The 23,543-nt window shown below is 69.7% G+C and carries 21 protein-coding genes; 13 read left to right on the top strand and 8 right to left on the bottom strand.

Going from position 1 to position 23,543, the window contains the following annotated elements; translation table 11 throughout:
* Positions 1–123: 123 nt before the first annotated feature.
* Positions 124–744: a hypothetical protein gene (locus AB0395_RS41970; RefSeq protein WP_366291934.1), complete on the top strand. Its 621-nt coding sequence runs from the start codon at positions 124–126 to the stop codon at positions 742–744.
* Between the two features lie 39 nt (positions 745–783).
* Here AB0395_RS41970 and AB0395_RS41965 read toward each other — a convergent pair whose 3' ends face one another.
* Positions 784–981 (bottom strand): hypothetical protein, encoded by a 198-nt coding sequence (locus tag AB0395_RS41965; protein ID WP_366291961.1) that lies wholly within the window; start codon positions 979–981, stop codon positions 784–786.
* Between AB0395_RS41965 and AB0395_RS41960 the strand changes: the two genes are divergently transcribed.
* Entirely contained in the window at positions 904–2,124 is a 1,221-nt protein-coding gene (locus tag AB0395_RS41960; protein WP_366291931.1) for an MMPL family transporter, read from the top strand. The two genes, AB0395_RS41965 and AB0395_RS41960, sit on opposite strands and share 78 nt — an antisense overlap.
* A gap of 140 nt (positions 2,125–2,264) precedes the next feature.
* Here the strand turns inward: AB0395_RS41960 and AB0395_RS41955 are convergent, their stop codons facing one another.
* Both AB0395_RS41955 and AB0395_RS41950 read right to left on the bottom strand, forming a co-directional pair.
* Positions 2,265–2,564: a hypothetical protein gene (locus AB0395_RS41955; protein ID WP_366291928.1), complete on the bottom strand. Its 300-nt coding sequence runs from the start codon at positions 2,562–2,564 to the stop codon at positions 2,265–2,267.
* 255 nt (positions 2,565–2,819) lie between these two features.
* Positions 2,820–4,193 carry a helix-turn-helix domain-containing protein gene (locus tag AB0395_RS41950; RefSeq protein ID WP_366291925.1) on the bottom strand — a complete coding sequence of 458 codons (1,374 nt, stop codon included), beginning with the start codon at positions 4,191–4,193 and terminating at the stop codon, positions 2,820–2,822.
* 327 nt (positions 4,194–4,520) lie between these two features.
* Here AB0395_RS41950 and AB0395_RS41945 point away from each other — a divergent pair, with 327 nt between their 5' ends.
* The 6 genes from AB0395_RS41945 to AB0395_RS41920 all read left to right on the top strand — a co-directional run bounded on the left by AB0395_RS41945 (position 4,521) and on the right by AB0395_RS41920 (position 12,139).
* Entirely contained in the window at positions 4,521–5,000 is a 480-nt protein-coding gene (locus tag AB0395_RS41945) for a hypothetical protein (protein ID WP_366291922.1), read from the top strand.
* A gap of 204 nt (positions 5,001–5,204) precedes the next feature.
* Complete coding sequence (locus AB0395_RS41940; protein ID WP_366291920.1) at positions 5,205–6,167, top strand: LysR family transcriptional regulator; 963 nt, start codon at positions 5,205–5,207, stop codon at positions 6,165–6,167.
* Positions 6,168–6,337: 170 nt separating this feature from the next.
* Positions 6,338–8,062, top strand: a complete 1,725-nt coding sequence (locus tag AB0395_RS41935) for a M28 family peptidase (protein ID WP_366291918.1) — start codon at positions 6,338–6,340, stop codon at positions 8,060–8,062.
* A 361-nt stretch (positions 8,063–8,423) separates the two neighbouring features.
* A complete protein-coding gene (locus tag AB0395_RS41930) occupies positions 8,424–9,986 on the top strand; it encodes an MFS transporter (RefSeq protein ID WP_366291916.1) in 1,563 nt (520 codons plus the stop codon).
* A gap of 178 nt (positions 9,987–10,164) precedes the next feature.
* Positions 10,165–11,439: an arginine deiminase gene (locus AB0395_RS41925; protein ID WP_366291913.1), complete on the top strand. Its 1,275-nt coding sequence runs from the start codon at positions 10,165–10,167 to the stop codon at positions 11,437–11,439.
* A gap of 31 nt (positions 11,440–11,470) precedes the next feature.
* Entirely contained in the window at positions 11,471–12,139 is a 669-nt protein-coding gene (locus AB0395_RS41920; protein WP_366291910.1) for a MarC family protein, read from the top strand.
* Positions 12,140–12,218: 79 nt separating this feature from the next.
* On the opposite strand, the gene AB0395_RS41915 is transcribed toward AB0395_RS41920, so the two are convergent.
* Entirely contained in the window at positions 12,219–13,325 is a 1,107-nt protein-coding gene (locus AB0395_RS41915) for an LLM class flavin-dependent oxidoreductase (protein WP_366291907.1), read from the bottom strand.
* Between the two features lie 181 nt (positions 13,326–13,506).
* Here AB0395_RS41915 and AB0395_RS41910 point away from each other — a divergent pair, with 181 nt between their 5' ends.
* From AB0395_RS41910 to AB0395_RS41895, 4 genes are all read left to right on the top strand, one after another.
* Positions 13,507–13,989, top strand: a complete 483-nt coding sequence (locus AB0395_RS41910) for a cation:proton antiporter regulatory subunit (RefSeq protein WP_366291904.1) — start codon at positions 13,507–13,509, stop codon at positions 13,987–13,989.
* Positions 13,990–13,997: 8 nt separating this feature from the next.
* On the top strand, positions 13,998–15,155 hold the full coding sequence (locus AB0395_RS41905; RefSeq protein ID WP_366291901.1) for a cation:proton antiporter: 1,158 nt from the start codon (positions 13,998–14,000) through the stop codon (positions 15,153–15,155).
* 33 nt (positions 15,156–15,188) lie between these two features.
* Positions 15,189–16,154 (top strand): prolyl aminopeptidase, encoded by a 966-nt coding sequence (gene pip, locus AB0395_RS41900; RefSeq protein ID WP_366291898.1) that lies wholly within the window; start codon positions 15,189–15,191, stop codon positions 16,152–16,154.
* 240 nt (positions 16,155–16,394) lie between these two features.
* Entirely contained in the window at positions 16,395–17,384 is a 990-nt protein-coding gene (locus AB0395_RS41895; RefSeq protein WP_366291896.1) for an alpha/beta hydrolase, read from the top strand.
* 115 nt (positions 17,385–17,499) lie between these two features.
* Here AB0395_RS41895 and AB0395_RS41890 read toward each other — a convergent pair whose 3' ends face one another.
* The 4 genes from AB0395_RS41890 to AB0395_RS41875 are packed head-to-tail and all read right to left on the bottom strand — an operon-like array spanning position 17,500 to position 22,203.
* Positions 17,500–18,624 carry an LLM class flavin-dependent oxidoreductase gene (locus tag AB0395_RS41890; RefSeq protein WP_366291893.1) on the bottom strand — a complete coding sequence of 375 codons (1,125 nt, stop codon included), beginning with the start codon at positions 18,622–18,624 and terminating at the stop codon, positions 17,500–17,502.
* Positions 18,621–19,697, bottom strand: a complete 1,077-nt coding sequence (locus tag AB0395_RS41885) for an LLM class flavin-dependent oxidoreductase (RefSeq protein ID WP_366291890.1) — start codon at positions 19,695–19,697, stop codon at positions 18,621–18,623. The genes AB0395_RS41890 and AB0395_RS41885 overlap by 4 nt, the downstream gene beginning before the upstream one ends.
* The gene (locus AB0395_RS41880) at positions 19,694–21,019 is read right to left on the bottom strand and encodes an NtaA/DmoA family FMN-dependent monooxygenase (protein WP_366291887.1); all 1,326 of its coding nucleotides are present in this window, start codon (positions 21,017–21,019) and stop codon (positions 19,694–19,696) included. The genes AB0395_RS41885 and AB0395_RS41880 overlap by 4 nt, the downstream gene beginning before the upstream one ends.
* Positions 21,016–22,203: an LLM class flavin-dependent oxidoreductase gene (locus AB0395_RS41875; protein WP_366291884.1), complete on the bottom strand. Its 1,188-nt coding sequence runs from the start codon at positions 22,201–22,203 to the stop codon at positions 21,016–21,018. Before AB0395_RS41875 ends, AB0395_RS41880 begins: the two co-directional genes overlap by 4 nt.
* Before the next feature lie 285 nt (positions 22,204–22,488).
* Here AB0395_RS41875 and AB0395_RS41870 point away from each other — a divergent pair, with 285 nt between their 5' ends.
* The gene (locus tag AB0395_RS41870) at positions 22,489–23,463 is read left to right on the top strand and encodes a hypothetical protein (protein ID WP_366291881.1); all 975 of its coding nucleotides are present in this window, start codon (positions 22,489–22,491) and stop codon (positions 23,461–23,463) included.
* Positions 23,464–23,543 lie beyond the last annotated feature (80 nt).

The raw sequence follows: 23,543 nt of genomic DNA, 5'->3' as shown, positions 1-23,543 counted from the left end.
AGCGACCAGTGCGGACAGGCGGCCCGCCGCGCAGCGAGGAACGGACGAGTCCCGGCGTTCACGCTCCCCGGCCGGTGACGTTTTCTGCTGTACACCGTCACTCAGAGCGAACGGAGCGTGTTCATGCGGCCATCCGGCGGCCCTTCCCGAGGTGTTCCCTACCACCCCGCGCACATCGTGCCTCCCCAGCCGGGGCCGGACGACCGTCACGGCCCCGTGACGGGGCACGACGACGTCCGCGTGACGGTCAAGGTCCTCCAGTCCGGCTCGGCCTCACGCCGGGCCCGAGCCGTGGTCCGGCAGGTGCTCGGGCGGGCCGGCCTCGGCGACGACGCCGTCGCCGACGCGGAGATCGTCGTGGCGGAGCTGGCCGCGAACGCGGAGAAGCATGCCCGCCCGCCGTACGAGCTGCGTGTCTTCAGTCTGGGTGTCGTCCCCGCCTGGTGCGAGATCGTCGACGGCGATCCCGATCTCTACGAGGTCCGCGTCGTCCTCGGCCTGCTGTGCTCGGTCGAGGAGATCGGCCTGCCGTTGCTCGCCGAGAACGGCCGGGGCCTGTTGCTGGCCCACCGGCTCTCCGGCGGTCACTGTCATGTCCACCCGACCACGGCCCTCGCCACCGGCGATCCGGGAAAGGCCGTCGCCTTCGCCCTGCCCGTTCTCTCCGGCGGCCGTCCGGCCTTCCTCCCCCTCCCCGACCTCACCCGTCTGTGGAACAGGCTCGGCCCCACCGACCACCGTTGAGCACCGACCGCACGGACAAAAGAGCGAGGGGCACCAACTTCACGGGCGCGCGGTCAGCGGCTTCAGGTAGCCGTGCAGCACCTTCTTCAGTTCGGCGGTCAGCAGCGGGCGCTCGGCCGGATCCGCGGCGGTGATCAGCGGTATCACGCCCTGCACGATGTGGATGCAGGTCAGCGCGGCACGGGTGCGCCCGGCGCCATCCTGGCCCGGCGCCAGCTCCCCGAGGATCCGCTCGATGCGGGCGCGCAGCGCCGTCTGGAGCGGCGCGAGCGCGTCGGCGAGCTCGGCCTGCTCGGCGCGCCGTTCCTGGGCCTGCGGTTCGGGCCGCCCGACGACCGGGTGCTGCCCGCCTCAGCGCCCGCTCGCCTGCTGTACGACCAGGTCCGCGCGAATTTCGCCGCCGAGGAGGCGGACGCCCTGCAGGTCGTCGCCCCCGCCGGGACCGCCGCGGCGGCCGGGCCCTACGCCGCGGCGCTGTCCCGCATAGGCGGCGTCGTGCGCGTCGACTCGGCCGCCGGGTCCTTCAGCGGCGGACTGCGGGTCGGCGACTCCGCACCGGGCCGTTTCACCGGACAGGTCGGTCACGACGGGACCTGGCTGTCGGTCGTGGCCTCCTCCGCGCGCCTGGACTCCGGCGCGACCGGCCTGGTGCGCGCCGTCCGCGCCGTACCGGCGCCCTTCGGGGTTTCGGTGGGCGGCTCGCCCGCCGAGATGACCGACTACCACGACGGCGTCGTCGGCCGCCTGCTGCTGGTCGCGGCACTGATCGTGCTGGTGACCTTCGTGATGTTGTTCCTGATGACCGGCAGCCTCGTCGCACCGCTGAAGACCTCGCTGCTCAACCTGGTGAGCCTGTCGGTGATGTTCGGCGTGCTGGTGTGGGTCTTCCAGGACGGCCACCTGTCGGGCCCGCTCGGTTTCACCTCGACCGGTTCGCTCGAGCCGAGCATTCCCATCCTGATGTTCTGCGTCGCCTACGGCCTGTCGATGGACTACGAGATCTTCTTGCTGGCCCGGATCAAGGAGGAGTACGAGCGCACCGGCGACCCGCGCGACTCGGTCGCGACCGGTATCGCCCGCAGTGCCCCGCTGGTCACCGCGGCTGCGGTGATCCTCGCGCTGTCGTTCGCCACCTACGCCACGAGCGGGGTCGTCTTCCTCAAGGAACTCGGCATCGGCATGGCGCTGACCGTCGCGGTCGACGCCACGGTGATCCGCGCGGTGCTGGTGCCCGCCCTCATGCGGCTGGCCGGGCGCGCCAACTGGTGGGCGCCCGCGCCGCTGCGCCGCCTGCACCACCGGATCGGCCTGTCCGAGGCCCCCTCCGCGGGCGCGTCCAGCACGAGAAAAGCAGAACGAACGGCAGGAGCACCAGGGTGAAGACCAGATGGGCGAGCACAACCAGGGCCGAGACCAAGGCGACGAGCACGACGACTGATGATAGTTACGCCGGTCGTTGAGGGGCATCGTGAGCGACCTGTCGGATGCGAGGTAGACACCACCCTTGCGGATGGCCCCCTTCATCGATCATCCAGTGTCTTCGCGTTGGCTCGCCGAAGGCTGTCTCGGGTCTCCAGGAACTCCGCCCTGAGTGTCTCGCCGGCGCCTGGATCGTCCTGCTGAGGAGGTTGTGTCGCACGCCGCGCCCGGAAGCGCTCGCGGAGGGCGAGGACCTGCGCGCGGCGTCGCGCCCGGTTGAGATCGAGCAGGACTCCCCGCTCACCACCCGCCTGCGCCTCGATCATGGGGACGGTCTCGTAGGAGAGGTTCTTGAGACCGGTCGCACTCTTACCACCGTGCAGCCGGACCACCTCACGCACACACTCCATGTCGGAGGCGTCCAGGGGATCGTCGATGTCGACGGCGACAACGAGAACACATGAGCCGTAGTCCGCGTTCCGGTTGTCGCACCACTCCTCCCGCGATTCGTCTCACTGGAACCGTACCCCTGTCGTTCACCTCGGTCACTGGATGCCAGTCATCGCCACAGAGAAGGACGATGACAGTATGTGAAAACGATGTCACATAAGGCTATGAGAGTGTCGGTCGATCGGCGAACCCCGAACAGCGGACGGTCAGGCGGCGAGCTCGGCGTTCAGGTAGTCACGGAACTCACGGACCATCATGCTGCCACCGCACGGCTCGAGCCGGGCGGCGAACCGCCGGACAAGCTCGACCGAGCGAGCCGAGGACAGCGCCTTGGCCGCCGGAATGGCAGCCCGGGCGGAGTCCAGGGCCTGCTCCAGCTCCCCCTTCTCCAGATACGCCTCAGCGGCGTGCACCTGGTTGAGCTGAGCGGATCGAGGAAGGCGTGCGCCGAACCCGGCCACGGCCGCCTCCGCGTACTCCGCCGCCCGACGGTGGTCGCCGAGCAGACGCCAGCAGTTGCCCGCCTCTGCGTTAAGCTCTTCCGCCTCGTACATGACGGTCCACTCGGGATCGCGGTCGGTTACGCCTTGCGCGTGGGCGCGCTCGGCTTCGACGAGCAGTCCTTCGACCTGCCTGGCAACATGGCCGCCTCCGGTCTCGGCGGGTCTTGCCTGCAAGGCCGTGGCCCAGGCCTCTCTGATCAACATCAACGCCATGACACGCGGGGGCGCCTGCGCCCGGCGAGCGGTGTCGGCAGCGGCTCGTGCGAGCCACACCGCCCAAGTGGACTGCTCCAGGTGAATCGCCTGCCGGGTCAGCGTCGCCATCACCCAGGCGCCGGTCAGCGCGTCATCGCCTGCTTTGGCCAGCTTGAGCGCCTGGCCGAAGTGCCGCTGCGCCTGACCGTGGTGATTGACGTCAAAGGCCGTCCACCCCGCCAACCGGCTCATCCCCGCCGCAGCGCTCATCAGCTCGCCTCCGACCCTGGCGTCATAGCGTCCGCGCAGCAACGGCGCGACGTTGCCGTTCAGATATCTGAGAACCACCGGACGAACCAGGCCAGCCCCGAACTGATGGTCCATCTGACTGAACGCTCTGCGAGCCTCATTGATACGCGCGACGTCGGCGAGCCCCACGACCGGCCCGGACCCGTGGTGCGCCGTCGTCACAGGCGGATCACCGTAATTCCAGGAGGTCAGCCACTCCCCCAGGGCCGAAGGCACGAAGGGGAGTGTGGCCAGCAGATGGCGGCGGGACGGCTCCATCTCCAACCTCCACAGGTGCGCGACCGCTTTCACCGTAGCCGCCACCGATGTGTCCCTGAAGTCCGCGATGGGCCACGATGCACTCTCCCCGAAGGCCCACCCCTCTATCCATCGTTCGACCTCGACCGCCTCGACCTCGAACACGGTGGCCATCCGCGCCCGATAGCAGGCGCGGACGCCCTGCTCCCCGCGCTCCCACCTGGCCCAGGTCGTCGCGGCGACCCCGACCGCCTCCGCCGCCGCCTCCTGGGTCATGCCCCGTCGCATGCGCGCCCTGACCAGCTCGGGACGGCCGACGCGACCCCGTGTCTCCACAATGACTCCCTTTGGTGATGAGATGACCACTCATTGTGACAATGATTCGCCGAGGGGCGCCACCTCCCGACGGAAACGACCAGCGGGCGACCAGTGCGGGCAGACGCCCCGTCGCACGACGCCGAACGGAGAGGTAGCGGCGTTCACCTCCCCGGCCCCGTGACGTTTCCTGCTGTGGACGATCACCAGAGCGAACGGAGCGTGTCGATGCGGCCAGCCGGAGGCCTTCCCCGAGGCGTCCCATATCACCCCGCGCACATCGTGCCTCCCCAGGCAGGGCCGGACGCGCGGCCCCCCGCGACGGCGGCGAGCCCAGACGACATCCGGATGACGGTCAAGCTCCTCCGGCCGAGATCGGTCCCGCGCCGGGCCCGCGCCGTCGTCAGGGAGACTCTCGAGCGCACCGGTCTGGACGACGACGCCGACGCCGACGCCGAGACCGTCGTGGCGGAGCCGGCCGCCAACGCGAAGAAGCACGCCCGCCCGCCGTACGAGCTGCGCCTCTTCAGCCTCGGCGCCATCCCCACCTGGTGTGAGGTCGTCGACGGCGATCCCGACCTCTACGAGGTCCGCACCATCCTCAACCTGCTGGACTCGGTCGAGGAGATCGGCCTGCCGCTGCTCGTGGAGAACGGCCGGGGGCCGTTGCCGGCACACCGGCTCTCCCACGGCCACTGCCACGTCCGCCCGGTCACGACCCTCTCCACCGGCACCCCGGGCAAGGTCGTCGTCTTCGCCTCTCCCGTCCACTCGGGCGGCCGTCTCACCTTCTCACCGCCGCCCGATCTCACCCGGCTCCTGCGGTAACCCGAACGCCGTTCACCGGTTGGACAAGGTGTGAAAAATGTCCCTTTTGTGCCCTATAGCGGCCCATATCGACCCGTCATATGCGATTTGGTATGCGGCTCCACAACGCCACACGCAGCACAAATGACAATATTTCACCCATCAAAACAACGCGTCACAAAGTTAGGCCTTACCGGAAAGGTTCTTTACTATTAACCTTCTGGTGTGGACCTAGAAGTGCGTCATTTACGGGCGATCTGTGCGATCGCCGACTCGGGCAGCATTTCCAAGGCGGCGGCAGCCCTCAAGATGTCGCAGCCTGCGCTCGCCACGCAACTGCGTCGCATCGAACGCATGTTCGGTGGGCCGCTGTTCGAGCGAGGCCGGGAAGGGGCACGGCCCACACAGCTCGGCATGTGGGTACTGGTCCGTTCACGCTCGCTCCTGCCCGCCTTCGACGAGCTTCGGCGAGACGGCATGCGCTACGCCGAACAGGCCGCGGAGAAGCTCAAAATTCGGGTGGGCTGTATGTCCAGCCACCTAGCGATAAATGTCATCAAGTGCCTTCACGAGCTGCTGACCGGTGCCGACATCACCGTCCGCACCGAGGAGGCCATGGACCTGCTGCCCGGACTGCTCGAGTCCGAACGGCTCGAGCTCGCGACTCTGGGCGACTATCCGGGACACGAGCTCACCCCACCTCCCGGGGTGGTCTACGCGGGCGTGGCCGTCGAACCGATCTTCGTCGGCCTGGCCGCGACCCATCCACTCGCCCAACGGGAGGAGGTCGAGCTACGCGATCTCGCCTGCGAGGACTGGACCCTGCACGCGCTGGCGGAGGCAGGGCATCGGGAACACTTCTGGGCGGCCTGCGCCCGGCAGGGTTTCGCACCGAAGATCGCCTACTCCGCCGACCTCAGTCTCGCCATCGACCTGATCTCCGCGGGCAGGTGCGTCGGCATGTTCCAGGCGACCAGCAAGGGCTACCCGGGGATCGTCATCCGGCCGCTCGCGGGGACCCCGCTACGGTTCCGGCACATGATCGGATGGACCGAGCACGGCCCCATAGCCAGGCACGGCCCGGACCTGGTCCAGGCGGTGACCAAGACCTACTGGTCGGAGGTACGGCGCGCGCCGGTCTACGCCTCCTGGCTGAGGCGCCATGTGCCTCTTTCCCCGCCGGTCTAAACGACCATATCCTGCCTCCCGGCCGGTTTAGGCGACCATATCCCGAAGTTATCCACATTCGTGGGGTACTCCGCTCGCTGCTCCCGATGCGAGCTTTGGTCCAGCCCAAACCGTCAGGGCTCCTTGCATCCCTCTAACCCCCCAAGGGACACCGAGAGGAGTCACCCCGCGTGAATCCCAAGGTCAAGTTAGGCGCGGTCGCCGTACTGGCCGCCGTCGCCATGGCCGCATCATCCGTGGCAGGCGCCACAACCGCCGTCGCGGCACCGGCAGCGGGCGCCCGAGCCGCACTCGCGGCACCGGATCTGTCAGTGGCCAACATCCAGGCCCACCTGAACCAGTTCCAGTCGATCGCCAGCAGCAACGGCGGCAACCGCGTGTCCGGGTCGGCCGGCTACACGGCGTCGCTGAACTACGTGAAGGGCAAGCTGGACGCGGCCGGTTACACCACCACGATCCAGAACTTCAGCTACAACGGGCGCACCCACTCCAACCTGATCGCCAACTGGCCCTCCGGTCCCGCGAGCCCAACCCTCATGCTGGGCAGCCACCTGGACAGCGTGTCCGCCGGGCCCGGCATCAACGACAACGGCTCGGGGTCGGCGACCCTGCTGGAGCTGGCCCTGAACGTGGCCAGCCTCAAGCCGAACCTCAACAAGCACCTGCGCCTCGCCTGGTGGGCCGCCGAGGAGGCGGGCCTGGTCGGCTCGAAGTACTACGTGCAGAACAGCGGCACGAGCGGCATCGACACCTACCTGAACTTCGACATGACCGCCTCGCCCAACCCTGGCTACTTCGTCTACGACGACGTCCCGGCGATCCAGAAGGTCTTCAACGACTACTACGCCAGCAAGAACATCCCCACGGAGATCGAGACCGAGGGCGACGGGCGCAGTGACCACACAGGGTTCAAGAACGCGGGCGTGAAGGTCGGCGGCATCTTCACCGGCGCCGAGACCCGCAAGACCTCGGCGCAGGCGGCCAAGTGGGGCGGCCAGGCCAACGTGGCCTTCGACCGCTGCTACCACTCCTCCTGCGACACCACCAGCAACATCAACGCCACCGCGCTGGACATCAACGCCGACGCCATCGCGAACGCGGTGTGGAAGCTCGGCGTCACCGACGCGCCCTCCAACGACTACTCGCTCTCGGTCAACCCGGCCTCTGCCACGGTGCAGGCGGGTTCCTCGACCACGGCGACGCTGAGCACCCAGACCACCTCGGGCAGCGCGCAGTCGGTCTCGCTGAGCGCGAGCGGCGCCCCCTCGGGCACCACCGTGTCCTTCAGCCCCTCGACCGTCACCAGCGGTCAGAGCTCGACGGTCACCGTCTCCACCTCCGCAGGTACCCCGGCGGGCACCTACACCATCAACCTGAACGGCAGCGCGGCCAGCGGCGCCAAGTCGGCCTCCTTCAGGCTCACCGTCGGCGGCCAGCCTCCGACGGACGACTACTCGGTCTCGGTCAGCCCGAGCACGGTCACGGTCCAGCAAGGCGCCTCGGCCACGGCCACCGTCAGCACCGCGGTCACCACCGGCAACTCGCGGTCGGTCTCGCTGAGCGCGAGCGGCGCCCCCTCGGGCACCACCGTGTCCTTCAGCCCCTCGACGGTCAACAGCGGTGACAGCTCGACGCTCAACGTCGCCACGTCCTCGACCACCCCGGCGGGCACCTACACCATCACCGTCACCGCCACCGGTCCGGTGACCCACACGGCCACCCTCACCCTCACCGTCAACGGCGGGCAGGGCGGCAACGAGTGGGCCGCGTGGAAGACCTACGCGGCGGGCGACATCGTCACCTACGGCGGATCCAGCTACCGCTGCATCCAGGGTCACACGGCCTACCCCGGCTGGGAGCCGCCGAACGTTCCCGCCCTCTGGCAGCGGATCTGACCCGCTGAACGACTCGGGGAAACCCTCTAGAACCATCCCGGGCATCGGGTGACAGGTACGGCGGGCGGCCACAGCCGCCCGCCGTACCTGTTTCCGGTGGTCTTCCCCCGGGGGGACGACGCTCCGCGTACAGTGGATCGCCCGCGGGAGAACCCATCGCCGGCCCCCGCGGCGAAGCGACAGACGGTGATTGGACTACCCGAAAAGGGTAGGTATGTGCCGCTAAAGCGTGAGAAGTCCTACCGCAGGTCGAGACCAAGGCGGTCATGATGGTTTCCAGCCGAACGCCCATCACGCCCGGCGCCCCGAGGCCGTACGGGCCCCCGGCACGCACGGAACACGCGCGCCCGGCCCCGGCCGTATGAGCCCCGAGGCCCGCCCCGGCGGGACACCGGCGACCCGGTGGCGGGAGGAGGCGGACCCGCGCCGCTGGAAGGCGCTGATCGTCTGCCTGGTCTCCGGCTTCATGACGCTGCTGGACATCAGCATCGTCAACGTCGCACTACCCTCCATCCGCACCGGGCTCGGCGCGCCGCAGAGCGACCTGCAGTGGGTGGTCTCCGGCTACGCCCTCACCTTCGGCCTGGTGCTGGTGCCCGCGGGACGGTTCGGCGACATGCGCGGCAGACGCAACGCCTTCGTCTTCGGCGTCGCCCTGTTCACCCTGGCCAGCGCGGCGGCCGGGCTCGCCCGGACCTCGACCTGGCTGGTCGTCGCGAGACTCGTCCAGGGAATCGCAGGCGGGGTGGTCAACCCGCAGGTCAGCGGGCTGATCCAGCAGCTTTTCCGGGGAGCGGAGCGAGGCAGGGCGTTCGGGCTGCTCGGCGCGACCATCGGCATCTCGACCGCGATCGGCCCGATGCTCGGCGGCCTGCTCATCCGCCTGGGCGGCGAGCTGGACGGCTGGCGCCTCGTCTTCTACGTCAACGTGCCGATCGGCCTGCTCGCCATCGCCCTGGCCTACCGCTACATCCCGCGCCGCCCTCCGGAGAAACGCTCGCGCAAGAGCATGGACCCCGTGGGCGTGCTGCTGCTGGCCGCCGGGCTCGTGCTGATCCTGTTGCCGCTCGTCGAGGGACAGCAGTGGCCGGGCCCGGGGAAGTGGCTGCTGCCCGTCGCGGGACTCGCCGTGATCGCGGTCTTCACGGGCTGGGAACGCCGGTACGGACGCCGTCACGAGCCGATGGTCAACCTGTCGCTGTTCGGCAGGCGCTCCTACGCCTTCGGCGCCGTGATCGCGGCGCTCTACTTCGCCGGTTTCACCGCGATCTTCTTCATCCTCACCATCTACCTGCAGAACGGGCTGCACTACTCCCCGCTGGAGGCGGGACTGGCGAGCACCCCGTTCGCGGCGGGATCCGCGCTGGCCTCCGTACTGGGCGGCCGGGTCGTCACCAGATTCGGCAGGCCGATGGTGGTCGTGGGACTGGTGACGGTCGCGACCGGACTGGCCGTCACCGAGCTGGCCGCGCGACTCTACTCGGGGCAGGGCGTCGCGTGGGCGATCGCGGCGCCGCTGCTCCTGGCGGGCCTGGGCAGCGGCCTGGTGATCTCGCCGAACCAGACGCTGACGCTGTCCCAGGTCCCGGTCTCGGAGGCGGGCACCGCGGGCGGGGTGCTGCAGACGGGGCAGCGGATCGGCACGGCCCTCGGCATCGCGGCGATCGGCTCGGTGTTCTTCTCCGGGGTCGCCTCCTCACACGGCGACCACGCCACGGCGTTCAGAACGGCGCTGCTGGTCACCATCGGCTTCGTACTGGCCGCGCTGGCGGTCGCGGTCGCCGACGTGGTCGCGAACCGCCGCGCGCGCCGCGGTTCCGAGTACGGCGCGGACGGAAGCGCCGTACGGCGAAGCGGTCGTGGAACCGGGGAGCACGGTACCGATCCCGGCACCGGCGCCGACCGGCGGGCGGGCAGGCACTGAGGGGAAGTACCCCGGAACGAGTTTTCGCGTGAAGGCCACGGGTACGCAGAGCGACAGAGGCGACTCGGATGGTTACCGTTTGTGGCCGGCGTGGGCCGCCGGGGCTCACGGCCCCTTCGGAGACCATGCGGATCCGCTGTGCGCCTGGAACACGAGGCTGGTTCACGGACGGGGCACGATGGTCACGAGGTACGGAGTTCATTCGGAGGTCGGCAGGCTCCGGCAGGTGATCGTTCACCGCCCGGATCTGAGCCTGAAACGGCTGACTCCTGCGAACAAGGACGATCTGCTCTACGACGACGTGCTGTGGGTCGGCCGCGCGCAGGTCGAACACGACGCGTTCGTCGCGGTGATGCGTGAGCGCGGCATCGAGGTGTTCCACCACCAGGAGCTGCTGGCCGAGGCACTGGACGCCGATCCGGAGGCCAAGCGGCACGCCGTCGAGCGCACGGTCACCCACCTGTCGGTCGGGCCGGTGCTGGTGGAGGAGATCCGCAGCGAGCTGGCGGGCTGGTCCGGGGCGAAGCTGGCCGAGCACCTGATCGGCGGCCTGACCAAGGAGGAGTTCTTCTCCGGGGTTCGGGAGAGCAGGGAGGGGTTCGACGCGCGCTGCCTGGTCGCCGCGATGGCCGAGCCGAACACGTTCATCCTGCCGCCGCTGCCCAACACGCTGTACCAGCGTGACCCGTCGGCGTGGCTGTACGGCGGGGTGTCACTGAACCCGCTGTTCTTTCACGCCAGGCGACTGGAGACGATCAACCAGAGCATCGTCTACCACTACCACCCGATGTTCGCCCAGGACGACTTCACCTACTGGTACCCGCCAATGGGCGATGACGGAGGCTTCGACGAGGAGGACTTCGGCCGGGCCTCGCTCGAAGGCGGCGACATGATGCCGATCGGCAACGGAGCGGTCGCGATCGGGGTCAGCGAGCGCACCACCACGCGAATGATCGAGCACATCGCCCTGGCGCTGTTCGCCCGGCAGGCCGCCACCCGGGTGATCGCGGTGAACATCCCGCCCAGCCGCTCCTACATGCACCTGGACACCGTGTTCACCCTGCTGGACGTCAACAAGGCCACCGGATACCCGCCGGTCGTCGACAACGCGGCGGTGTACTCACTGCGGCCAGGCGACAAGGACGCAACCCTGGAGGTACACCGTGATCCCGGCCTAGCCACCGCGATCGCCGACGCCCTGGGCATCGGCAGGCTCGAGGTGATTCCCACGGGCGGCGACGACTTCCAGCAGGCGCGGGAACAATGGGACAGCGGCAGCAACTTCGTCGCGCTGGAACCCGGGGTGGTCGTGGGCTACCACAAGAACGAGTTCACCAACCACAAACTCCGCGATCACGGCGTCGAGGTCGTGGAGATCGAGGGGTTCGAGCTGGGCAAGGGGCGTGGCGGCGGCCACTGCATGACCTGCCCCATCCTGCGAGACGGGCTGTGACCGCCCGCGCTCCCCGGTCGGGAGGGGTGCGATGACCAGCCACCCGGCGCTGATTCTGTTCCTGGCCCTGTTCGGCCTTTACAGCCCGGTCGCGGCTCTGGCGTCCTACCTGCCGATCCTGCGTCCCTTCGACAACAGGCAGATCATGCGCCTGTCCCTGGGGCTGGCCCTCAACGTCGCGGTGTTCGTGCTGGCCGCCCTCTGGCTGGGTGAGCCGCTGCTGAGAGTTCTGGGGATCAGCACCGCCGCGCTCACCGCCACCGGCGGCATCGCCCTGGCCTATGCCGCCATTCCCCTCATGCGCGGCAAGGCGGGCGCCGTGGAGGAGTTGGAGAAGCAAAAGCTAATCGAATCGGGCTCCGAGCCGGTCCCTGAGCCCGCGGCCGGAGACACACAGTCGGTGCTGTTCACACCGCTGACCTTCCCGTTGACGGTCGGAGGGACCACCTTCGCCTTCGGTGTCGCGGCGTCCGCGGAAGCCTCCGGCATCAGGGAGAAGGCATGGTTGTCTGTCGCCGCGATCGCCTTCGCGGCCGTCACCGGCCTGACCGTCTATCTGGCGGGTCACGTCGAACGCCGCATCTCCCTGAACGGCGCCATGCTCCTCGACCGGGTCGCGGGCATCCTGCTGACCGCCATCGCCGTCATCCTGCTGGCCAATGGCTTCACCGATCTGGTCGTCGCGCGCCTGAACCGGTGACGGTCTTCGCATCCCCCTGACAGGACGTCCGCCCGGCCCCGCCCTCGGCGCGGGCCGTACCGGCCGGGCGCGGTCGCGGTCACCTGAGCGCGGGGGCGAGCACCCGGGGAAGCACCCCCTCGCCGAACCAGTAGGCCTCCTCCAGGTGCGGGTAGCCGGACAGCACGAACTCCTCGACGCCGAGCGCCGCGTACTCCTCGATCCGCTCGGCCACCTGGGCGTGGCTGCCGACCAGCGCGGTTCCTGCGCCTCCCCTGACGAGGCCGACCCCGGCCCAGAGGTTCGGGTGGATCTCCAGGTCGCGGGCCGTACCGCCGGCGAAGCCCTCGTGCAGGGCGAGCATCCGTTGCTGGCCGACCGACTCGCTGTGGCTCAGCGCCTCCCTGGCCGTTCTGATGTCCGCGGGGTCGAGCGCGGCCAGCAGGCGTTCGGCCTCGGCCCAGGCGTCCCGCTCGGTGTCCCGGGTGATGACGTGCAGCCGGATGCCGAATCTGAGCTTGCGCCCCCGTTCCTCGGCGAGCCCGCGGATCCACTCGATCTTCTCCGCCACCTGGCCGGGCGGTTCGCCCCAGGTCAGGTAGACGTCCACGTGCCTGGCCGCGACGGGCCCCGCGGCCGGTGAGGAGCCACCGAAGTAGATCTCGGGGAGCGGGTCGGGCACCTCGGCGACGGTCGCGCCGTCGATCCGGTAGTGCTCGCCCACGAAGTCGTACGGCGTGCCGCTCCACGCGCCGCGCACGATCGACAGGAACTCGTCGGTGCGCTCGTAGCGCTCGTCCTTCGACAGGTGGTCGCCGAACCTGGCCTGCTCGGCCGCCTCTCCCCCGGTCACCACGTTGAGCAGGAGCCTGCCTCGTGACAGGCGCTGGTAGGTCGCGGCCATCTGCGCGGCCAGGGTCGGCGACAGCAGGCCGGGGCGGAACGCGACCAGGAACTTCAGCCGCTCGGTCTCCCTGGTCAGCGCGGCCGTGACCAGCCAGGCGTCCTCGCACCAGGTCCCGGTCGGGGTCAGGACGGCCTCGAAGCCGAGCTGCTCGGCCGAGCGGGCGACCTGCGCGAGGTACTCGATGTCCGGCGGGCGGAACGCCGCCGTCTCGGAACGGCCGTGGCCTCTTTTGAGGCCGTGGCCGCCGCCGGTGAGAGCCCGGCTGTCACCGGCGGTCGGCAGGAACCAGTGGAATTTCACGACGGGTTCTCCAGGGTCGCGTCGAACCGCGTGCTGCGACGCCGACGGTCCCGCCCATCGTCAGGCATATAACCCGCAAAGTCAATCGGTAATACCGGTTATACGCGGAACCGGAGGCGGCGCCGTTCGTTGATAGGTTCGACAAACCCGTCGATATACGCATAAGTGGAGGATTGTCACAGTGGAGGTCGAGCAGACGGCACTGCCCGGGATAGGGCTGCGGCACGAGTTCACCACGCGATCAGGCCGGCGGATAGGGATCGTCTCCCATCGCACGGGCCGCCGCGACCTGGTGATATACGATCCCGCCGATCCCGACCGCGCGTGCGAGACCGTCAAACTGAACGACGAGGAGGCCGACGCGCTGGCCGAGCTGCTCGGCGCCCCGCGCATCGTGCAGCGCCTCAACGCCCTGCACCGGGAGGTCGAGGGCCTGGTCAGCCTTCAGCTTCCGATCTCGCCGGGCACGCCGTACGCGGGGAGGCCGATGGGCGACGCGCGGGTCCGCACCCGCACCGGCGCGTCCATCGTGGCCGTGGTCCGCGGCGGACAGGTGTTCGCCAGCCCGGGGCCCGGCTTCGCGCTCGACGGCGGTGACGTGGTGGTCGTCGTCGGCAGCCCGGAGAGCACCGCGGCGGTCTCCGACATCCTCGCCCACGGATAGGGCGCCGGGTGCACACAGCGATCCTCTTCCTCGAACTCGGCGCCGTCCTGCTCGGACTCGGCATCCTCGGCGCGCTCGCGCTGCGCGTCGGTATCTCCCCCATCCCTCTCTACCTGCTCGCCGGTCTCGCCTTCGGCACCGGCGGCATCATCCCCCTGGCGACCAGTGAGGAGTTCATCTCGGTCGGCGCCGAGCTCGGCGTCATCCTGCTGCTGCTCACCCTCGGCCTCGAGTACAACGCCGACGAACTCGTGACCAGCCTGAAGGGCAACGCCCGCGCCGGGGTCGTCGACCTGCTGCTCAACGCGGCCCCCGGCGCGGTCACCGCGCTGCTGCTCGGCTGGGGCCCGGTCGCCGCCGTGGCCATGGCCGGGGTCACCTACGCGACCTCCTCGGGCATCACCGCCAAGGTCCTGTCCGACCTGGGGTGGATCGGCAACCGAGAGACCCCGGTCGTGCTGTCCCTGCTGGTCTTCGAGGACCTGACCATGGCGGTCTACCTGCCGGTCCTCACCGCCATGCTGGCCGGGCTGAGCCTGGCAAGCGGAGCGGTCACCGTGGCGATCGCGCTGGGCACGGTCAGCGTCGTGCTGCTGGTCGCGCTCCGCTACGGCCGCTTCATCGAGGCCTTCGTGGCCAGCCCCAACTCCGAGGTGCTGCTGCTGAAGGTGGTCGGGCTCGCGCTGCTGGTCGCCGGAGTGGCCCAGCAGCTCCAGGTGTCGGCGGCCGTCGGCGCCTTCCTGGTCGGCATCGCGCTGTCCGGAGAACTGGCCGAGGACGCCCAGGCGCTGCTGACCCCGCTCCGCGACCTGTTCGCCGCGGTGTTCTTCGTCTTCTTCGGCCTGCAGACCGACCCCACCAAGATCGGCCCGGTCGCCGGGCTGGCCGCGCTGCTCGCCCTGGTCAGCATGATCACCAAGCTGCTCACCGGCGCCTACGCCGCCCGGCGGGCCGGGATCGCCAAGGCGGGACAGGCGCGGGCGGGCATCGCGCTCATCCCCAGGGGGGAGTTCAACATCGTGATCGCCGGGCTCGCCGTCGCCGCCGGGATCCATCCCGACCTGGGTCCGCTGGCCGCGGCGTACGTCCTCATCCTCGCCGCCTTCGGCCCGCTGGCCGCCCGCCTGGTCCAGCCCCTCATCACCGCCATCGCCAAACGGGCCTGACCCCGGCCGGCACCGAACGAAAAGGACAGCAACATGGGCGGCCTCTACCCGGACATCGAGCCGTACGACAGCGGGATGCTCGACGTCGGCGACGGCAACCTCGTCTACTGGGAGACCTGCGGCAACCCCGAGGGAAAGCCCGCCCTCGTGCTGCACGGCGGTCCCGGCTCGGGGTGCACCCCGGGATGGCGGCGCTACTTCGACCCGGAGGCGTACCGGGTGGTGCTGTTCGACCAGCGCGGCTGCGGCAGGAGCACGCCCAGCGCGGGTGCCCCGAACACCGACCTGTCCGTCAACACAACGGGTCACCTGCTGGCCGACATCGAGAGGCTGCGAGAGCGTCTCGGGATCGGCAGGTGGCTGCTCTTCGGCGGATCGTGGGGGTCCACGCTCGGGCTGGCCTACGCGCAGCGGCATCCGGAGCGGGTCTCGGAGATCGTACTGTTCAGCGTGGTCACCACGACCCGCCGTGAGGTCGAGTGGGTGACGCGCGACATGGGCCGCGTCTTCCCCGCGGAGTGGGCGCGCTTCCGCGACGGGGTTCCCGAGGCCGCGCGCGACGGCGACCTCGCGGCGGCCTACGCCGACCTGCTGCGCGATCCCGATCCCGCGATCAGGGAGCAGGCCGCCCGCGACTGGTGCCGCTGGGAGGACACCCACGTGGCCACCTCAGGGGACCACCACCCCGACCCGATCTTCGAGGACCCGGAGTTCCGCATGGTCTTCGCGCGCCTGGTCACCCACTACTGGCGGCACACCGCGTGGCTGGAGGAGGAGGAACTCCTGCGCGGGGCGGGAGGACTCGCGGGGATCCCCGGCGTCCTGGTCACCGGGCGCCTCGACATCAGCGGGCCGCCCGACATCGCCTGGCGGCTGTCGCGGGCGTGGCCCGGCTCGACACTGGTCCTCATCGACGAGGCGGGACACGGCACGGGGCACTCCGGCATGACCGAGGCTCTCCTTGAGGCCATGGACCGCTTCGCGCGCCGGTCGGCGTGACGTGCCGGGCGTCCGCGCAGAACAGCTGGGCTCCGCACGCATTTCCCCTTATTAAGATAAATACCAGCATTTATCCGGGTATCGCCGGTAATCGGAGGGAACAATATAGATAATTAGGGGTGCTCTTCCGAGATGAATAAGAGATGATCTGCCCGAGCGTTCAGCGGGAATCAGGGCGGCCCCCATCGGATCCGCCCTGATCGGGGATTCATCAGACGGCCGAGGAGAGGATTTCCCTAGGTGTCAATAGGAAGACGCAACGCGATGACGCTGGGAGCCGGAGCGATCGCGCTGGCCACCACGGGCGGTGTCGCCGTGGCGGCGACGCCCGGCGAGGGCGCCGCGAGGGGCCCGGCCCCGTCCGATGCCGAGCTGGCCCGTTCCCTGCCCGGCGGCTTCACCAGCCGGCACGCCGAGGTCGACGGCGTCCGGCTGCACTACGTGACGGGCGGCAGGGGCGAGCCGCTTGTCCTGCTGCCCGGCTGGCCCCAGACGTGGTGGGAGTACCGCAAGGTCATGCCGGCGCTGGCGGCCCGCTATCGAGTGATCGTCGTCGACCTGCGCGGCATGGGCGGCTCGGACAAGCCCGCCTCCGGATACGACAAGAAGACGATGGCGCGGGACGTGTACGGGCTGGTGCGCAAGCTCGGGCACGACAGCGTCAACATCGCCGGGCACGACGTCGGCTCAATGATCGCGTTCAGCTTCGCCGTCAACCACCCTGAGGCGACCAGGAAACTCGCGGTGCTGGACGTGACCCACCCCGACGAGTCCTACTACGAGTTCCGCATGCTTCCCCGGCCGGGCCAGGCGTTCTATCCCTGGTGGTTCGCGTTCAACCAGGTGCACGGCCTTCCCGAGCAGCTCGTCTCCGGCAGGTCGCGATATCTGGTCGACTCGATATTCGATTATCTGCTGGTTGACAAAACGGCGATCGATGAGCGCGACCGGGCCGTTTACGCCCAGGCGTATTCCCACCCGGACGCCGTTCGCGGCGGAAACGGCTGGTACCAGACTTTCGGCCAGGACATTGAGGACTACCGAACGTACGGCAGGGTGACCGCGCCGATCCTGGGCCTGGCCCACAGCGCCTTCTACGGGCGCATGAACCAGGTGCTGCCGGCCCAGGGAAGCGACGTCCGCGTCGCCGAGGTGACCGGGACGGGCCACTACTTCGTCGAGGAGCAGCCCGCGGCGGTCGTTGGCCACCTGACGGGTTTCTTCGACTGAACCCCGCTACGACGGCCGTCCCCCGCTCGTTCCTCCGCGTGGCGAGGGCGGGACGGCCGCCGTGGTGGTTCCGGTGACGGCTCCAGCCAGGGCCGCCACCGGAGTCATCGCGAGCTCACCCGCCGGAGGCCGCCCACTCCCCGGCCAGCAGCTCGTAGGAGCGCACCCGATCGGCGTGGTCGTGGGTGATGGTGGTCACGAGCAGCTCGTCCGCGCCGGTGACGTCGCGCAGGACACGCAGCCGCTCCGCGACGGTCCGCGGCGAGCCGACGAACTGGGTCGTGACCCGGTCCTCGACCAGGGCCCTGTCTTCCTCTGTCCACTCGTGGGCCGCGGCCTCCTGAGGCGTCGGGAACGGGATCGCCCCCGTGCCGCTGCGGATACTGCGCACCCACAGCCCGTACGGCGACGCCAGCTCGCGGGCCGTCTCATCGTCCTTGGCGACGACCACGTCGGCGGAGACGATCAGATGGGGCGCAGCCAGGGTCTCCGACGGCTTGAACGCCTCCCGGTACGCCTCGGCCGCCTCGAGCACGGCGGACGGGCTGACATGGTAGTTCGCCGCGAAGGGCAGGCCCCGCTCTCCCGCGACCTGCGCGCTCTGGCCGCCGCTGCTGCCCAGGATCCACAACTCCACGTCCGCGCCCTCCCCCGGTACGGCGTGCGCGGCCAGCCCCTCCGCGGACCGGTAGGTACCGGCCAGCAGGGCGATGATGTCGTCGACCTGGTCGGCGAAGTCCGGGCTCTGCGCCCCCGGCTGCTGCAGCAGCGAGCTGTACAGCGCGAAGAGCGGGGAGGTGGCGATCGCCGCGAAGGAGAACGGCTCGGGGATGAGCAGCCCGTCCACGACCCTGGCGGGCTGGTGCGGCGGAGGCGTCTTCGCCTCGGCCACCAGCTCCGTCCTGCGCTGCCCGGAGCGGCCCAGGCCGAGATCGATCCGGCCCGGGTACAGCGCGTCGATCAGGCCGAACTGCTCGACCACGGCCAGTGCCGTCTGGTGACCGAGCTGCACGGCGCCTGAGCCGACCCTGATGGTGCTGGTCGCTGCGGCTACCAGGCCGATGAGCACGGCGGGCGCCGCGCTGGCCACGCCGGAGGCGAAGTGGTGCTCGGCCAGCCAGTAGCGCCGGTAGCCGAACTCCTCGGCGCGCTTGGCCAGGTCGAGGGTGTTGCGCAGTGCGTCGCCGGTCGTGCCGCCCGAGGGAACGGGGGACAGGTCGAGGATGGACAGTGAGGTCATGACTGCCTTTCGTGCTGCTGCTGGCTTCCGTATCCGGGGAAGGGCCTGCTGGGGATCTCCCTGCGCAGCACGGGGGCGATGTCGCTCTGGAAGAGTTCGAGGCTGGCCCGGTGCTGCTTGTCTGTCAGGCCGTCGGCGTCGGCGGACAGGTGCATGACCTCGTGCCCGAGCCGTTCGTGGTAGCGGTGAACCTTGTCGATGATCTGCTGAGGACTGCCGACCAGGATCGAGCTGCGCTCGATGGCGTCCTCCAGCGTGTGGAAGACCGGGTCGACCCCGTTCTTCTTGAACAGCACGAGCCTGGCGTCGTAGATCGGCCGGTAGGTCTCGACGGCCTCCTGGGAGGTCCTGGCCGCGTAGAACCCCGCGCTGCCCGCGCCGACGAGGGCGTCCGCGGGGTCGTGGCCGTAGAACTCCCAGCGTTCCCGGTAGTGGCGGACCAACTCGGCGTACGGCTCGACCGGGTTGGTGACGTTGGCGGAGAAGAGCGGGTCACCGTACCGGGCGGCCAGGTCGACCGACTCCTCGCTGGTCGCGCTGCCGTGCCAGACGCGGATCGGCCGCTGCAGCGGACGCGGCCAGGTCTCGGCCTCGGTGAGCGAGGGCCGGAATCTGCCGGACCAGGTCACCTTGTCCTCCCGCCACAGACGGCGGAACAGCTCGTAGCTCTCGCGGTTGCGGTCCCACTGGTCCTCGGCGGTCACGTGGAAGAGCTCGGCCTGCGCGGTGCCGTTCCCCTTGCCGATGATCAGCTCGAGGCGCCCGTCCGACAGGTGGTCGAGGGTCGCGTAGTCCTCGAATGCCCTGACCGGGTCGAGCAGGCTGAGCGTGGTGACGGCGGTGAACAGCCTGATCGTGGACGTCTTCGCGGCGATGTGGCTCAGCACGACCGGCGGGGAGGAGGAGATGAACGGGCGTTCGTGCCGCTCCCCCACGCCGAAGCCGTCGAAGCCGAGCTCCTCGACGAGGACCGCGTTGTCCACGACCTCGCGCAGGCGCGCGTTGGTCGACTTCAGCTCGCCGGTGATCGGGTGGGGCCCGTGCGCGATCAGCGTGATGGCAAGGAACTTCACGCTCCGCCCTCCAGCCCGAGGTGGCCTCGGAGAGTCGTGGCCTCGTACTCGGTGCGCAGCACGCCACGTTCCTGCAGCAGCGGGACGACCTTGTCGACGAACTCGTCGAGACCGGTCGGTGTGAGGTGCGGCACCAGGATGAAGCCGTCGGAGGCGTCGCTCTGCACGAACGTGTTGATCTGCTCGGCCACCCGCGCGGGCGAGCCGATGAAGGACTGCCTGCCGCTGACCTCGATGATCAGGTCGCGGATGCCGAGCCGCTTCTCCTCGGCCAGTGCCCGCCACTGCGCCGCCGTCTGCAGCGGATCCCTGGTCAGGCGGGTACGGCCCTTGATGATGGAGTCGTCGGAGATGAGCGGGTCGATCTCCGGCAGCGGGCCCTCGGGATCGTAGGACGACAGGTCCCGGTTCCAGACCTGCTCGAGCAGCAGGATCGCGGTCTGCGGGCTGACCTGCTGCCGCCGGATGTGGTCGGCGTTCTCCTGGGCCTCCGCGTCGGTGTCGCCGAGCGCGAACGTGACGCCAGGAAGGATCTTCAGCGAGTCGGGCGATCTGCCGTGCGCGGCGACCCTGGCCTTGATGTCGCGGTAGAAGGCCTGCCCGTCCTCCAGCGTGCCGTGCCTGGAGAAGATCGCGTCGGCGTTGGCCGCGGCGAACTCCCTGCCCCCGTCGGAGTCTCCGGCCTGGATGGTCAGTGGGTGACCCTGAGGAGTGCGCGGCACGTTGAAGCGGCCCGAGATGTCGAAGTAGGTGCCCTGGTGGGCGAACTCGCCCGCGTTCGCCGCGGCGAAGGTTCCCGCGACGGGGTCGGCGACGAGGTCCTCGGCCGCCCAGGAGTCCCACAGCTCGCGCGCGGTCCGCACGAACTCCTGGGCGCGCTCGTAGCGCTCGGAGTAGTCCAGGTAGCCACCCCTGCGGAAGTTCTCCCCGGTGAAGGCGTCCGAGGAGGTGACCACGTTCCATCCGGCCCTGCCGCCGGACAGGTGGTCGAGGGTGGCGAGCCTGCGTGCGAGGTCGTACGGCTCGTTGAAGGTGGCGTTGATCGTCCCCACCAGCCCGAGGTGGTCGGTGACGGCGGCCAGAGCGGAGAGCACGGTGATCGAGTCGGGGCGGCCGACCACGTCGAGATCGTGGATCCTGCCGCGCTGCTCGCGCAGCCGCTGCCCGTCCGCGAGGAAGAAGAAGTCGAACCGGCCGCGTTCCGCGGTCTGCGCGAGGTGAACGAAGGAGGAGAAGTCGATCTGGCTGCCCGAGGCTGGATCGCTCCAGACCGTCTGGTTGTTCACGCCCGGGAAGTGGGCGGCGAGGATGACCTGCTTCATCGGCTGCTCCCTGCGTAACGGCTGGCCGGACGGGACAGCCCGAGATGCCCGCGGAGGGTGGTCGCCTCGTACTCGCCGCGGAACGCCTCGCGGCGGCGCAGCTCGGGGACCAGGCCGCGGGTGATCGCGTTCAGGTCCGTCGGCAGTACGGCGGGGCGCAGCCGGTAGCCCTCGAGGCCCGCCTCACGCCATTCGAGGAGCAGGTCGGCGAGCTGCTCCGGGGTACCCGCGAAGATCGCGGCATCCGAGACGTACGCCGCACCGTCGATGTCGTCGAGCCGGGACCTGCGGTCCCTGGCGGCCTGCGCGGTCTCGTCCAGGAAGACGACCAGGTCGGCGAAGACCTTCGGCTGGACCCCTCCGATCTCGCGGATCTCCGCCACGATGACGCGTGCCTGGTCGCCGTCGTGCGGCGTGATGTACTCGACGTCGACGCCGCGCGCGGCGAACTCGTACGGCAGGCGCGAGTGGGCCAGCGCGGTGACCAGCGGCTGTCCCTGCGGCGGGCGCGGGACGATCGAGGGACCCTTGACGCTGAACTGCGGCCCCTCGAAGTCCACGTAGTGGAGCTTGTCGCGGTCGATGAAACGGCCGGTCTCCACGTCGCGGATCACCGCGTCGTCCTCCCAGCTGTCCCACAGGCGACGCACGACCTCGACGACGTCCCCGGCCTCGTTGAACAGGTCGTGGTAGATGGGGAAGTCGTCCAGCGCGACGGCCTGCGCCGGTCCGAGCTCGGGGATGTCCCGGCGGCCGAAGTGAGCGGCCTCTGACCTCCGTCCCGAGAGCTGCACGCGCCATCCGGCCCTGCCGCCGCTGACGTAGTCGAGGGTGGCCAGGGCGCTGGCGATATGGAAGGGCTCGGTGTGGGTGGTCGTGACCGTGGGCACCAGCCCGATCCGCCGGCTCAGCGGGGCGATCCTGGACGCCAGGACGACGGCGTCGAATCGGCCCCGCACCTGGTCGGTACGGCCGTCGGGGCCGTCCAGACGCGTGGTCTGCAGGGCCAGGGTGTCCTCGATGGTGACGAAGTCGAGCAGGCCTTGCTCGGCCTCGGCCACGAGCCCGGCCCAGTAGGCGGCGGTGAACAGGTCTTTCGGAGAGGCGGCGGGGTCGCGCCAGGCCGCCGGATGCCATCCGGCGCCGTCCAGAGCGACGGCGAGATGGAGATGAGCTGCCGACATGTCATGACGATAACACCAAAACCAGTAATTCCTACAGGTTTAGTTGCATTTAGGGTGGGAGATTACCCTTCCCCACCCGGCGGCCCGGTGGAACCGGCTCGACGGGCCGGCGCCGATCAGCGGCTCCACTTCGGCGGCTCCGGCGGCTCCTGTCCGGTGAATCAGGCGAGCGGATCCGGCGGATCGGGTCCGAGCCCGGTGACACCAGTGGATCCGGCCTGCCCTGCCGAGGCGGGAACGCCACAGGACACCCGCGGAGCGCCGGGATCTGGTAGGCATTTGCGGGTGAAACGCCTCCTGACGGTCATCACGACCACCCTGCCCCTCCTGGCCGCCGCGGGCCCCGCCTCCGCCGCCGCCGCCAAGCCGTACGTGCCCGCCGGGGTGCGCGCCGGATACGTGGTCTTCGACCGGCAGATGGGCAGGGTCACCGCGCAGCGCGACGCGCACCGGAGGTTTCGGTCTGCGTCGGTGGTGAAGATCATGATCGCGATCGACTATCTGGAGTCGCACGGCAGCGTCCCCGGGAACGACCTCGCCCTGCTCAGGAAGATGCTGCGGGTCAGCGACGACGACGCCGCGACCTCCTTCTGGAGAAGGGGTGGCCAAGGCAGGATCGTCGAACGGATGGCGCGCAAACTGCGGCTGACCGACACCGCTCCTCCGCCCGCCGACAAGCCGGGCTTCTGGGGCTACACCTCGCTCAGCGCGATGGACGTGGCCCGGACCTACCGCTACCTGCTCGACGGCGCCGCTCCGCGGGTCAGCCGCCTCGTCCTCGGCCACCTGCGCAACGCCGAGCAGTGTGGCTCCGACGGCTTCGACCAGTATTTCGGCATCCCCCGCGCGGTCCCCCGCCCCTGGGCGGTCAAGCAGGGCTGGTCGGGGTACGGCTCGACGCCTCCGATCCGGTGCGTACCGGCCGCGGGCGCGGGGACGGCCTCGCAGACAGCCCCGGGAAGCACACCGTCCGAAGCCACCGCCCCGCCCACCGCTCAGCCCCCCCCGGCGTCGGCCACCGCTTCCACCACGGTTTCGGCCGTGGCGCAGACCGCCGCCGCCGCAACCACGGCCGCATCCCCGGTCCCCGACCTCGGCCACCCGGTACTGCACACCACCGGGCTCGTCGGGCCGAAAGAGCGCTGGATCATGGTGCTGCTCACCGCGCACCCCTCGGGGACCACCTGGCGACGCTCAACCGGCCAGACGACCACGCTGGCCAGGCAGGTCTATCTCAGCGGAACCTCTTATAACTCCTAACGCAATGAGCTCAGACGGCGCCAGCAGATCAGAGCGCAGGCCAGGCTGAGGAAGGCCTCGTGGATGTCGGCGCGGACCTC

The organism is Streptosporangium sp. NPDC051023 (assembly GCF_040689595.1).
Classification (GTDB): domain Bacteria; phylum Actinomycetota; class Actinomycetes; order Streptosporangiales; family Streptosporangiaceae; genus Streptosporangium.
This window is presented reverse-complemented; position numbering and strand designations above follow the sequence as displayed.